We start from the raw sequence: 13,511 nt of genomic DNA on the forward strand, positions 1-13,511 counted from the left end.
TCCAATCGCATCATAAAAAAGCATTAATTCTTGGCAATGGTGGCGCAGCTAAAGCCATTGGGTTTGCTCTTGAAAAAATGGGTATTTTTTACACTTTTGTATCAAGAGAAGCAACAGAAAACGCAATTGATTATAATAGAGTAAACGCCACAACATTTGATAATTATCAAATAATTATAAATTGTACTCCGCTTGGTACAAGTCCAAACACAAAAGAATTTCCTCCTATTCCTTATGAGTTTTTTACCACAAAACACATTGCATTTGATTTAATTTATAATCCCGAAGAAAGTCAATTTTTAAAAAAAGCAAAAAAGAAAGGTGCAATAACAAAAAACGGCTATGAAATGTTAGTTTTTCAGGCAGAAAAAGCTTGGAAAATTTGGAATAAATAACATCTCCATTTATAGATTCTTCACAAAAACACTTCAATTAAATAGAATCTAAAATAACTTAAAACTAAAATAAAATCATAGAAACCATTGATTTTCTTGCAATTTTGAACACATTTTACTATCTTTCGCGCTCCAAAAAAGGAAAAATTGTATAACCTTACACATTTATAAAAATGTTAGAAGAAAAAAATGATAACCTGTCAGTTAACGAAAACGAGACAGATGGAAACGTAAAAAATCAAACGAAAGGAGTTTTTGGTTCTGAAAATCAAGAAGTTGCGGTTGAATCTGATGCTGTTGAAATTGAAATAGAAGCAACAACAAGCTCAGAAACTAATGCACTTGAAACAGAAAATGAGTTAATTTCGGATACAGAAGTTGAAGCAGAAATCGCTCAAACTGAAATTGAATTAATTCCTGATACAGAAATTGAAGCACCTTTAGTTGCTGAAGAAGATCAAGAAAAAGTTATAGAAGTTGAAGATCTTGTTGGCGAACAAATTACCGAAACTCCAAAAAAAGTTCCAACTATAGAAAACATTATTGAACTTACAGATGAGCAAGTTGCCGATGACACTTTAGAAATTCAAAACGAAAGTGATTTTGCAATGAATGCAATTGCAAAAGCAAATGCTGAAGAAAGTGAAGATGAAACAGTAAAAGGCCGACATGACATTCCGTTGCAAGATTATGAAACATTACCAATGGAAAAATTGGTAGAAGAGTTAGAACTACTTGTTGATACTGACCAAGTAATGTCTGTTAGAGAACATGTTGAAGAAATAAAAAAAGCATTTTTGTCTAAATATCATCATTTTATAGATGAGAAAAAAGATGAATATAATGCAGAAAACCCAGATACAACAGAAGACTTTCATTATAGTTTTCCGTTAAAAACAAAATTTGACACTTTATACAATCAATATAGAGACAAGAAAAATGTTCATTTTAAATCACTTCAAAACAATTTAAAATCGAATTTAGAAAATAGAATGACATTGGTTGAAGAATTGAAAAATTTAGTAAACAATCCAACAGGTAACATTTCAAATTCACTAAAACAGTTAACTGATATTAGAGAACGTTGGAAAGTTGCTGGTCCAATTCCAAAAGACAAATACAATCATGTTTGGAATAATTTTCATTTTCATATAGAAAATTTTTATGATTTTTTACACTTAGACAGAGAAGCAAGAGATATTGATTTTAAAATTAATTTAGAACAAAAACAAAAAATTATAGCTCGTGTTGCCGAATTGGTAAACGAACCAGACATTAATAAATCGTTTCGTGAATTGCAAGATTTACATAGAATCTGGAAAGAAGACATTGGTCCTGTTTCGAGAGAAAATCGTGAAGAAATTTGGAAACAATTTAGTGATTTGACCAAACAAATGCACGATAAACGCGAATTGTTTTATGAAGGATTTAGAGCAAAAGAAACTGATAATCTTGAAAAGAAAAACGGAATTATAGCTCAATTACAGGTTTTATCACAAGAAAAAGTAGATTCGCATCAAGCATGGTTAAACCAAATTGTAAAAGTTGAAGCATTGCGCAACGAATTTTTTGTTACAGGAAAAGTACCTAGTGATGTAACCGAGGCAACTTGGGCAGCATTTAAAACAACTGTTAAAGATTTTAATGTTTTAAAAAACTCTTTCTATAAAGAAATAAAGAAAGACCAAAATGATAACTTAAGCAAGAAACAGGCATTGGTTGACAAAGCAAATGAACTAAAAGAAAGTGAAGATTTTGTTGGCACAACACAATTAATGAAACAAATTCAAGAAGAATGGAAATTGGTTGGACATGTACCAAGAAAATTTTCGGATTCACTTTGGAAAGAATTTAAAGCCGCTTGTAATCACTATTTTGAACGTCTAAAAGACACTAAAAAAGAAGAAAACGCAGACGAAGTTGCTAGTTTTGAAAAGAAAAAAGAATATTTAGAAGGTTTACGCTCATTTGAATTAGTTGGCGAACATAAAACCGATTTAGACGCAATAAAAGTTCATATTGAAGCATGGAAATCTTTAGGAAAAGTTCCTTTTAATAGAAGACATATAGAAGGAAAATTCAATAAAATATTAGACGCATTATTTGAAAAATTAAGTTCAAGTAAAAAAGAAAGTGAGCAATTGCGTTTTGCAAATCGTTTAGATAATATTGCAGGTTCAGAAGATAGTAGAAAACTTGATAACGAAAAAATCTTTATCATGCGCAAGATTGATGAAGTTCAACATGAAATTTTTCAGTTAGAAAACAACATTCAGTTCTTTCAAAATACCAAAAACGCTAAGAAAGAAAATTCAATAGTTACCGAAGTTAGAAAAACTATAGAAAAACATAAAGAAGAATTAATTACTTGGAAATCTAAACTAAAACAAATTAGAAATTTAAATAAATAATATAGAAAGCTCACTAAACGGTGAGCTTTTTTTATAAACTATTATTAAAACGAATCTTAATTATTGCATTAAAATTAAGATTTTTTATATATTTCATTCTTACCTTTGCAAAAAATATAAGTTATGTCAAATATTTATTTAGGATATCATTTTATTATCGAGCCAAAAGAATTGGGTTCAGAAATTCTAATTGCAGAACTAGGTGAAAAACCATTTGAAAGTTTTATTGAAACCGAAACAGGATTTAGTGCATTTATTCAAAAAGATCAATGGACTGAAGACGTTCTTGAAGACATTTATATTTTAACTTCAGATGAATTTAAAGTATCATATACAATAGAAGAAATAGATCAAGTAAATTGGAATGAAGAATGGGAAAAGAATTTTGAAGCCATTGATGTTGACGGAAAATGTCATGTTCGTGCTCCATTTCATCCAAAAACAAATGCTGAATTTGATATCATAATTGAACCAAAAATGAGTTTCGGAACTGGTCATCATGAAACAACTCACATGATGATTCAACATCTTTTAGAAACAAATGTTGAAGGAATGAAAACATTGGATATGGGTTGTGGAACAGCAATTTTAGCAATTCTTGCCGAAATGAAAGGTGCTAAACCAATTGATGCAATTGATATTGACAATTGGTGTTATTTAAATTCAATAGAAAATGCAGAACGAAATAATTGTAAAGAAATAACAGTTTATGAAGGTGATGCTGAGATGCTAAAAGAAAAAAAATATGATTTAATAATTGCAAATATCAACCGAAATATTTTGTTGAACGATATGCAAACTTATATAGATTGTTTAAATCCAAATGGAACAATACTTTTTAGCGGATTTTATACAGAAGACATTCCTTTTATAGATGAATCTTGTACCCAAAAAGGATTAACATTTGTTAAAAAAATTGAAAGAAATAATTGGGTTTCATTGAAATATGTAAAAAATAATTAATTTTACATAAAATTAAATATTACTAATAATAGACTACTAATGAGTACAATAGAAAAAGTTCAAGAAGAAGTTTTAGTTAAAGAACAAGTTGCAATTAATAATGAAATTGTACTCTTTAATGATGATGTAAACACTTTTGATCATGTAATTGAAACTTTGATAAGAGTTTGTGAACATTCATCTGAACAAGCAGAACAATGTGCAATTTTGGTACATTATAAAGGAAAATGTACTGTAAAAACTGGTTCGTTTGATGAATTAAAACCTCAGTGTTCTTCATTGCTAGAAGCAGGTTTAAGTGCTGAAATTGTATAAAAATTAATGAGGTAATTTATCTTTAAAAACTCCATAAAGAAAAGTTCCTAACAAAGCTCCAATTAAAATTACACCAACACTAATAAAACCAGAACCAAGCAAAATAAAAATTGGTCCAGGACAAGCACCAACCATTGCCCAACCCAGTCCAAAAAACAATCCACCAATCCAATATCTAAAAGTTCCTTTTTCTTTAGGTTGAATTTCTATTAGTTTTCCATCAATATCTTTTAGTTTATTTTTTTTAATTATTTGAATTCCAATTACTCCAGTAATAATTGCACACATAATTATTCCGTACATATGAAACGAATCAAACTGAAACATTTCATAAATTCTATACCAAGAAACAGCTTCTGATTTTGTCAATACAACACCAAAAACAAAACCTACCAATAAATATTTTAATAAATTCATAATTCAATTTTTAGAAAATTAATGGAAAAACAAAATGAGCCATAATTAAACCACCTATAAAAAAACCAATCACCGCTTTTAACGACTGCATTTGAAAATTACTTAAACCCGAAATTGCATGTCCAGATGTGCAACCTCCAGCATATCGAGAACCAAAACCTATTAACAATCCTCCAATTAATAAAATTAAAACCATTTTAGGAGAATTTAAAGCATCAATACCAAAAATAGTATCTGGTAACAATTTAGAATTTGGAGCATCAATACCAAGACCTTCTAATTTTGTAACTGTTATTGGATTTAAATTTACATTAGAATCATCATTTAAGTAATTCGTTGCAAAAAATCCACCAAACATTGCGCCTAAAACAACAACTAAATTCCAACGTTGTGATTTCCAATCCCAATCAAAAAACGAAACTCGCTTTCCAACACCAGTCATAGAGCACAAACTTCTTAGGTTAGAAGACATTCCAAATACTTTTCCAAAATAATTTAATGTAAGCATTATCAATCCTATTAATATTCCAGATATAGACCAATGCCATGTTTGCGAAAAAAAATTCATATTTTTATTTTTTACAAAAATATAGATAGTGGTTTGATATTTGATAATTATTTTTCATATTTGAATAAAAAAATAAAATAAAATTATTTTCATACAATGAAAACTTTCAAAACCATACTAATTTTAACTTTACTAACAATTGTTTCATCCTGCGGAAGCATAAAATCAACACTAATGAATGTTGATAATAATGCAAAAAAACCAGCAATAAAAAACAATGCTTTTGTAATAACTGAATATAGTAATGATTCTAAATATGGTTACAATAATAATTATCCAATAAATGTTGGCTTTGAAAACGAAAAATTTGCTCTAAAAAATATTACCTATTTTTTTAATGCATTAGAAGGAAAAAATGGCGAAAAATTTACTTATGAAAAAGTTGAAACCTGTTGCCCTTTTCCAACAAAAAGAACTAGTGTTGGAGCTGGAACTTTAGATATTTACGAAGTTACATTTGAAGGTACAAACAAAAAAATACGCTTGTATTTTAACTTATATGAAAAAGGAAAAATATATTGCCCAAACGGATTTTCTATAAAAAAATCACCCACTCTAGAAAAATAAATAACAGCTTGTTAAACTTTTTAATATATAACCTTCTAATTCAACTATTAGAAGGTTTTTCTTTATATTTGCTATTCCAAAAAAATTACTTAGAATGAACATAAAGAATATTCCTCAAATAAAACACACCAATAGCGGCAATTTCTTTTTACTTGCTGGTCCATGTGCCATTGAAGGCGAAGAAATGGCTATGAAAATTGCCGAAAAATTAATATCAATAACTGACAAACTCGAAATTCCATTTGTTTTTAAAGGTTCTTTTAAGAAAGCTAATCGTTCAAGAATAGATAGTTTTTCTGGAATTGGAGATGAAAAAGCATTAAAAATTTTAAGAAAAGTATCCGAAACATTTAAAGTTCCTACAGTTACAGATATCCATACTAATGAAGATGCAATAATGGCTGCCCAATATGTTGATGTGCTTCAGATTCCTGCATTTCTCGTAAGACAAACCGATTTAGTCGTTGCTGCTGCAAATACTGGAAAGACAGTAAATTTAAAAAAAGGACAATTTATGAGTCCAGAAAGCATGAAACATGCAGTTCAAAAAGTATTAGATTGTTCTAATGAAAACGTAATGATTACCGATAGAGGAACAATGTTTGGATACCAAGATATGATTGTAGATTTTAGAGGGATTCCTACAATGCAAAATTATGCAACAACAGTTCTAGATGTTACACATTCTTTACAACAGCCAAATCAATCAATTGGAGTAACCGGAGGAAGACCAGACATGATAGAAACAATTGCCAAAGCCGGAATTGTAGTTGGTGTTGATGGACTTTTTATTGAAACTCATTTTGATCCAGCTAATGCCAAAAGTGATGGTGCAAATATGCTACATCTTGATTATTTTGAAAATCTTATGACAAAATTAGTAGCCATTAGAAAAACTATAAATCAATTTTAATAAAAAAAATAAATGCCTTTCAAAATTAATTTATTATTAATACTCTTTTTAAGCTTTTTTTCAGAATATCTATTTGCTCAAGATTCTATAAATAAAGATAATTATACTGATCATAACAAAGGAAAGTTTTATATTTATTGGGGCGGAAATAGAGAAAATTTTTCAAAATCGGATATTCATTTTTATGGAAGCGATTATGACTTTACACTATATGATGTTATTGCTAATGATAAACCAAAAGGTTGGCATGCAGATTATATAAATCCTGCAAGGATGACTATTCCACAAACTAATTTTAGATTAGGTTATTTTATTACCGACCATTACAATATATCTATTGGGCTTGATCATATGAAATATGTTATGGATCAATATAGAACTGTGGCAATAAATGGATATTATCCAAATGAAGGAACTTATGGAGAATCTCTTCCAAACAATCAAGTACTTTTAACAGAAAATTTTTTAACTTTTGAACATACGGATGGTTTAAATTATGTAAACACCGAGTTTTCAAGAGTAGATGATATTTCAAGGATTTTTAAAATATCAAATACAGATAAGTTTCAAATAAATTTTACTGAAGGAATTGGAATAGGGATATTAATCCCAAAAACAAATGCCAAATTATTAGAAAATTCTAGACATGATGATTTTCATCTTTCTGGCTATGGTGTTTCAGGCAAATTAGGTATAAATTTTACATTCTATAAACATTTCTTTATTCAAACAGAATTAAAAGGTGGTTACATCAACATGAATGACATTAGAACTACTATTAATTCAAATGATAGAGCAGAACAAGAAATTTTATTTTTACAGAAAATCATTACTTTAGGTGGTATTTTTAAAATTTAATAGCTTTAGCATTGTTTTTTTTTATATTTTTGATAACACTTTTTACAAATAAATCAATATTTCACAATAATTATTATGAAGAAAATTACTCTATTAATTTTAACGTTATTTATTTCTTTAGTTGGATATTCTCAATTAACTGAAGGTTTTGAGAGCACTACAGGTCCAGATGCATTACCATCAACAAACTGGACATTAACATCTGGAAACTGGGCTGTTTTTGACAACGGAGTTGGATTAACTCAACGTTGGGGAATTAATAATGGCGTTGCAACACCTCCTTTAGTATATGCTGGTACAAATGCAGCATATGTAAATAGAGAAAATATTGGTATAGGAAACACTTCAGAAGATTTTCTTGCAACACCTTTAGTTACAGTTCCTGCAAATGGACAATTACGTTTTTTTGCTAGAACTTTTACTAACGGAAATACTGGGACTTTATATCAAGTAAAAGTTGCACCATCAACTGCATTACAAACAAATCCAGCTGCTTATACAACTCAACTTGTTGAATATACAGAAGATCAGTTAACACTAGATCCTGCTGGAGTTCAAAATGCTTACAATATTTATACAGAAAAAATTATAAGTTTTCCTGCTTCTATGATTGGAACACAAGTTTATGTTGCCTTTGTAATGAAATACAATCAAACTGTATCCGGAATTAGTGGAGACAGATGGCTATTAGATAATGTTAATATTGTTGAACAATGTCTAGATCCAACAGCATTAACTGCTACAGGAATATTATTTAATCAAGCTAATCTATCTTGGGCTAATCCGAGTGGTGCAACTTCATGGGAAATTGAAGTTTTACCAGCAGCATCAACATCTACTGGTATTGGTGTAGTTTATAGTGGTGCATTACCATATATAGCTACAGGATTAAATGCAAATACTGCCTATAAATATTATGTTAGAGCATTATGTTCAAGTGGTTTTTCAAGTAATTGGGTTGGACCGTTTAGTTTTACAACTACAACAGCACCACCAATTTGTGGCGGAAATTTTGTTGACGCTGCTGGACCAACAACTAATTATGCTAATAATTCTGATTCTACCGTTACCATCTGTCCTACAGTCACTGGTGACTTAGTTACAGTTACCTTTACATCATTCAATACCGAAGCAAATTGGGATGGATTATATGTTTTTGATGGAAATACAATTGCATCTCCACAAATTGCTAGCACAAATGGTGCTGGAAATGTTCCTGGTGGTCTTGCAGGATCTTTTTGGGGTACAACAATTCCTGGTCCTTTTACTTCTTCTGCTTCAAATGGTTGTTTAACTTTTAGATTTAGAAGTGATGGATTATTTAATTTTGCAGGTTGGATTGCAAATGTAACCTGTGCTCCAACACCAACTTGTCCTAAACCAACAGCTGTTATTGCTTCAGCAATAACAGCAACATCAGTAAATTTAGCATGGACAAATCCAAGCACAGCAACTCAATGGGAAATATTGGCATTACCATGTGGTTCACCAACACCAACTCCTACATCAACAGGATTTGTTTCTGCTGCTACAAACCCATTTGTATTAACTGGTTTAAATCCTGATACTTGTTACGATATTTATGTTAGAGGAATATGTTCAGTAACAGATATTAGTGATTGGTCTTCACCAAGAACAATTACTACATTACAAATTCCACCTGCATGTGGTGGAACCTTTACTGATCTTGGAGGTTCAACTGCAAACTACACAAATAATACAGATTCTACAATTACAATTTGTCCTACAGTTGTAGGTGAAGTTGTAACTGTAACTTTTACATCTTTCAACACTCAAATAAATGCTGATGGATTATATATTTTTAATGGAAATGTTATAACAGCACCTTTATTTTCAAGTGGAAATGGTGCAGGAACTGTTCCTGGAGCTTTACCAGGTTCATATTGGGGAACAACAAATCCTGGTTCATTTACTTCAACTGCTGCAAATGGTTGTTTGACATTTAGATTTAGAAGTGGAGCTGCAACAGTTGCTGCAGGTTGGGTTGCAAATGTGACTTGTGCATTACCTCCAACTTGTGCTAAACCTACATCATTAGTAACATCAGCTGTTACTTATAATTCGGTTAATTTAGCATGGACTGAAAATGGAACTGCAACAACTTGGAATGTTTTAGCATTAACTTGTGGTTCTCCTTTTCCATCTGCAACAGCAACAGGTTGGGTTACTACAACTACAAATCCATATGTATTAACAGGATTAAATTCAGAAACTTGTTATGATATATATGTTAGAAGTGAATGTTCTTCATCAGATTTAAGTAATTGGTCAAATCCTAGAACAATAACAACTCCTATTGCACCACCAGTTTGTGGTGGTACATTTACCGATCCTGGTGGAGTTGGTGCAAACTATGCAAACGGTTTAGATAGTACAGTAACAATTTGTCCAATAATTGCTGGTCAACTAGTAACTGTTACATTTACAGCATTTAGCACTGAAGCTAATTGGGATGGATTATATGTTTTTGATGGAAATGCTATTACATCTCCACAAATTGCAAGCACAAATGCAGCAGGAAATGTACCTGGTGGTTTGGCTGGATCTTATTGGGGAAATGCAATTCCTGGTCCGTTTACATCATCAGCAGCTAATGGTTGTTTAACTTTTAGGTTTAGAAGTGATACCTCTGTAAATCAAGCTGGTTGGGTTGCAAACGTAACTTGTGCGCCACCACCAACTTGTATTAAACCAATAGCTTTAAATGCATCAAGTATAACATTAACATCAGCTTTATTAGGATGGACACAATTACCAAATCCTGATGCAAGTATATCTTCAAATTGGGAAATATTAGTATTACCACAAGGTTCACCTGCACCAACAGCTACATCAACTGGTTTTTTATCATCATCAGTTAATTCAATTACTGCAACTGGTTTAGTAGCTTCTAATTGTTATGATTTCTATGTTAGATCAGTATGTTCACCAACAGATTCTAGTACTTGGGCAGGACCATTTAATTTCTGTACATTAAATCCTCCTCCAATATCTACTAGTACAACATTGTATACAAATACACAATTAGTTGAAAATGTTTTATTAAATACAACATGCGCAAGTGTTTCAAGTGTTACTTCTTCTACTGGTACTAACTTTGGTTCAACCAATGGTATAGGTTATTTCAATAAAAATGGATCAAACTTTCCTTTTGAAGAAGGATTAGTTTTAACAACTGGTAATGCAGCAAATGCACCAGGTCCGAATACTACAATATTGAGTGACGGAACAAATGCTTGGATTGGAGATACCGATTTGGAAGCAATAATTCTTGCCGCTACAGGTGCAGCTATGAATTCTAGAAATGCGTCTAAATTAGAATTTAATTTTGTGCCATTAACAGATAATATTAGTTTCAATTTTATTTTTGCTTCAGATGAATATGGAACTTTTCAATGTTCATTTTCAGATGCTTTTGCATTTTTATTAACTGATATTTCTACAGGTATAACAACAAATTTAGCTATTGTTCCAAGTACAACTACACCAATTTCTGTTGTTACTATTAGAGATGCATTATACAATGGTGGATGTGCTTCTGTAAATCCTGCTTACTTTGATACTTATTATGGTAATCCAAATGGAGAAAACATTTTAGGAGCTCCAATAAATTTTAATGGTTTGACTGTTCCAATGACAGCTGCTTCAGTTGTAATTCCTGGAAATCAATACCATATAAAATTGGTTATTGCAGATAGAAGTGATACTGCTTTTGACTCGGCAGTTTTTATTGAAGGTGGAAGTTTTGATATTGGAAATATTGAATTAGGAAGTGACTTTTTAGAATCTAACGGAAATGCTTTATGTGCTGGAGATTCTTTTTTAATTGAAAGTGGTTTAAATCCAGCACAATATACTTTTACTTGGACACAAAACGGAAGTTTAATACCTGGTGAAACGAATCCAAATTTAATTGTTACACAAGAAGCAACCTATAGTGTAAACGCTCAATATATTGGAACAACTTGTGCCGCAACTGACTCTGTGATTATTGAATTTTATGATCCAGTTTCTGCTGGATTACCTAATAATCTAATAACTTGTAACAATTTAACTTATTCAGAATTTGATCTTAGTCAAAATAATACTGCTTCTTTAGGAAGTTTAAATCCAGCGAATTATAATGTTGCATATTATGCTACTTTGAGTGATGCTGAAAATGAATTAAATGTTTTACCAATTCTTTATACTAATACAGTACCAAGTAATCAAACTGTTTATGTTAGAGTAGAAAATAATATTTCTGGTTGTTTTGAAGTCTTACCATTTAATTTAATTGTTCAAGATTTAACACCTCAATTTACAATTACATCAGATTTTTCAATTTGTAATGGAAGTACTGCTACAATTACAGTAACTCCTATTAATTATAATCCAACAGATGTTACCTATTCTTGGACTTTGGATAGTGTTGTTTTACCAGATACAACAGCTTCAATTAATATAACTTTAGCAGGAACTTATCAAGTTGTTATTAATAATTCTGGTTGTATTGCAACAGGTACAACAGTTGTTATCGTAACTCCAATTCCTACACCAGATGCTCCAGCAAATGTTACAGAATGTAATAGTTATACTTTACCTGTTTTGACTGTTGGAAATTATTATACTGGAACAAATGGTACTGGAACTATGATATCAGCAGGTGATATAATAATTACTAGTCAGTTATTATATGTTTTTGCTCAAAGTGGTACAACTCCAAATTGTACTGCGGAAAATAGTTTTACTATTACAATAATTCCACTATCAGTTCCAACATTCAATTCAATACCAAACATTTGTAAAGACTTGGCTGCTCCGGCATTGTCAACAACATCTACAAATGGATATACAGGAACATGGTCGCCAGCAACAATTGATACATCGGTTGTTGGAACATTTGTTTATACATTTACGCCAAATGCTGGACAATGTGCAGTAACAACAACTTTAAGTGTTACAATAGATGCACCATCAATTGTTCCAACATTTAATCCAATTGCAAATATTTGTCAAAACGGAACTGCGCCATCACTTTCTGGAACTTCTAATAATGGAATTTCAGGAACATGGAATCCAGCAACAATTGACACAACAGTTGCAGGAACATTTACTTTTACATTTACTCCTAATGCTGCTCAATGTGCGGTAGCAACAACTTTGAATGTTACAATTGATGCTCCAACACTAGCAACATTTACTCAAATTGCTCCTATATGTCAAAACGGAACTGCTTCAACATTTACATTAACTTCAACAAACGGAGTTACTGGAACTTGGAATCCTACTACCATTGACACTACTACAGCAGGAACAAATACTTATACTTTTACACCAACTGCTGGTTTATGTGCAACAGGAACTACAATGAATATTACAATTCATCCAACACCAGTTGTAGCTCCAATTGCTGATGTTACTCAATGTGATAGTTATACCTTACCAATATTGGCAAATGGAAGTTATTATGATGCTGCCGGAGGAACTGGAACAATGCTAAGTGCTGGTTCAACAATAACCACTACACAAACAATTTATGTATATGATCAAAGTGGCACAACGCCAAATTGTACAGATGAAGAAAGTTTCTTAGTTACTATTATAAATTCCCCACAATTTACTATTGATGGTGGTTGCGATGGTGGAGTTTATGTTTTAGAAGTTATTCCTAGCAACTTTAGCAATGCAGACACATCGTTTGCTTGGACAGACGCAACAGGAACTGCAGTAGGAACAAATAGTGCAACACTACAAGTTGCAACAGCAGGAAACTATACATGTACTGTAACTGTAAATACTTGTTCAACAGCCGAAATATTTGCTGCAAATGATGTTGCTTGTTTATTGCCAAAAGGAATTTCTCCAAATGGTGACGGACTAAATGACACCTTTGACTTATCTGGATTTAACGTAAAACAATTAGGTATTTACAATCGTTATGGAGCAAAAGTATATTCTAAAACAAACTATACAAATCAATGGTTTGGTCAAACAGATAGTGGAAATGAATTGCCAGACGGAACGTATTACTTTGTAATAGAACGAAATGGCGAACAAACCAAATCTGGATGGGTGTATATTAATAGAGAAATAAAATAATT

General features: G+C 31.1%; 10 protein-coding genes. 8 read left to right on the forward strand and 2 right to left on the reverse strand.

The window, feature by feature from the left end; translation table 11 throughout:
- The 4 genes from ACH2BO_RS04240 to ACH2BO_RS04255 all read left to right on the forward strand — a co-directional run.
- On the forward strand, positions 1-395 hold a 395-nt coding region (locus ACH2BO_RS04240), incomplete at its 5' end, for a shikimate dehydrogenase family protein (protein ID WP_395043512.1).
- 173 nt (positions 396-568) lie between these two features.
- On the forward strand, positions 569-2,806 hold the full coding sequence (locus ACH2BO_RS04245) for a DUF349 domain-containing protein (RefSeq protein WP_395043513.1): 2,238 nt from the start codon (positions 569-571) through the stop codon (positions 2,804-2,806).
- 123 nt (positions 2,807-2,929) lie between these two features.
- Positions 2,930-3,769, forward strand: coding sequence for a 50S ribosomal protein L11 methyltransferase (prmA, locus tag ACH2BO_RS04250; protein WP_395043514.1), 840 nt, complete (start codon positions 2,930-2,932; stop codon positions 3,767-3,769).
- A gap of 39 nt (positions 3,770-3,808) precedes the next feature.
- Entirely contained in the window at positions 3,809-4,084 is a 276-nt protein-coding gene (locus ACH2BO_RS04255; RefSeq protein ID WP_395043515.1) for an ATP-dependent Clp protease adaptor ClpS, read from the forward strand.
- A gap of 3 nt (positions 4,085-4,087) precedes the next feature.
- On the opposite strand, the gene ACH2BO_RS04260 is transcribed toward ACH2BO_RS04255, so the two are convergent.
- Positions 4,088-4,501 carry a DUF6691 family protein gene (locus tag ACH2BO_RS04260; protein WP_395043516.1) on the reverse strand — a complete coding sequence of 138 codons (414 nt, stop codon included), beginning with the start codon at positions 4,499-4,501 and terminating at the stop codon, positions 4,088-4,090.
- Between the two features lie 10 nt (positions 4,502-4,511).
- Positions 4,512-5,069, reverse strand: coding sequence for a YeeE/YedE family protein (locus ACH2BO_RS04265; RefSeq protein ID WP_395043517.1), 558 nt, complete (start codon positions 5,067-5,069; stop codon positions 4,512-4,514).
- A 96-nt stretch (positions 5,070-5,165) separates the two neighbouring features.
- On the opposite strand from ACH2BO_RS04265, the gene ACH2BO_RS04270 reads away from it, so the two are divergent.
- The 4 genes from ACH2BO_RS04270 (at position 5,166) to ACH2BO_RS04285 (ending at position 13,509) form a co-directional block, all read left to right on the forward strand.
- Complete coding sequence (locus tag ACH2BO_RS04270) at positions 5,166-5,636, forward strand: 2-dehydro-3-deoxyphosphooctonate aldolase (RefSeq protein WP_395043518.1); 471 nt, start codon at positions 5,166-5,168, stop codon at positions 5,634-5,636.
- Positions 5,637-5,730: 94 nt separating this feature from the next.
- Positions 5,731-6,549 carry a 3-deoxy-8-phosphooctulonate synthase gene (gene kdsA, locus ACH2BO_RS04275; protein ID WP_395043519.1) on the forward strand — a complete coding sequence of 273 codons (819 nt, stop codon included), beginning with the start codon at positions 5,731-5,733 and terminating at the stop codon, positions 6,547-6,549.
- A gap of 12 nt (positions 6,550-6,561) precedes the next feature.
- Positions 6,562-7,407: a hypothetical protein gene (locus ACH2BO_RS04280; RefSeq protein ID WP_395043520.1), complete on the forward strand. Its 846-nt coding sequence runs from the start codon at positions 6,562-6,564 to the stop codon at positions 7,405-7,407.
- 75 nt (positions 7,408-7,482) lie between these two features.
- Positions 7,483-13,509 carry a choice-of-anchor L domain-containing protein gene (locus ACH2BO_RS04285; protein WP_395043521.1) on the forward strand — a complete coding sequence of 2,009 codons (6,027 nt, stop codon included), beginning with the start codon at positions 7,483-7,485 and terminating at the stop codon, positions 13,507-13,509.
- Positions 13,510-13,511 lie beyond the last annotated feature (2 nt).

The sequence above is a fragment of the Flavobacterium sp. genome, from assembly GCF_043773265.1.
In the GTDB taxonomy this organism is placed as follows: domain Bacteria; phylum Bacteroidota; class Bacteroidia; order Flavobacteriales; family Flavobacteriaceae; genus Flavobacterium.

Bases quoted from the DNA above. Each gene is read 5' to 3' on its own strand.
- ACH2BO_RS04245 (WP_395043513.1), top strand. From the start codon at position 569: ATGTTAGAAGAAAAAAATGATAACCTGTCAGTTAACGAAAACGAGACA.
- prmA (WP_395043514.1), top strand. From the start codon at position 2,930: ATGTCAAATATTTATTTAGGATATCATTTTATTATCGAGCCAAAAGAA.
- ACH2BO_RS04255 (WP_395043515.1), top strand. From the start codon at position 3,809: ATGAGTACAATAGAAAAAGTTCAAGAAGAAGTTTTAGTTAAAGAACAA.
- ACH2BO_RS04260 (WP_395043516.1), bottom strand. From the start codon at position 4,501: ATGAATTTATTAAAATATTTATTGGTAGGTTTTGTTTTTGGTGTTGTA.
- ACH2BO_RS04265 (WP_395043517.1), bottom strand. From the start codon at position 5,069: ATGAATTTTTTTTCGCAAACATGGCATTGGTCTATATCTGGAATATTA.
- ACH2BO_RS04270 (WP_395043518.1), top strand. From the start codon at position 5,166: ATGAAAACTTTCAAAACCATACTAATTTTAACTTTACTAACAATTGTT.
- kdsA (WP_395043519.1), top strand. From the start codon at position 5,731: ATGAACATAAAGAATATTCCTCAAATAAAACACACCAATAGCGGCAAT.
- ACH2BO_RS04280 (WP_395043520.1), top strand. From the start codon at position 6,562: ATGCCTTTCAAAATTAATTTATTATTAATACTCTTTTTAAGCTTTTTT.
- ACH2BO_RS04285 (WP_395043521.1), top strand. From the start codon at position 7,483: ATGAAGAAAATTACTCTATTAATTTTAACGTTATTTATTTCTTTAGTT.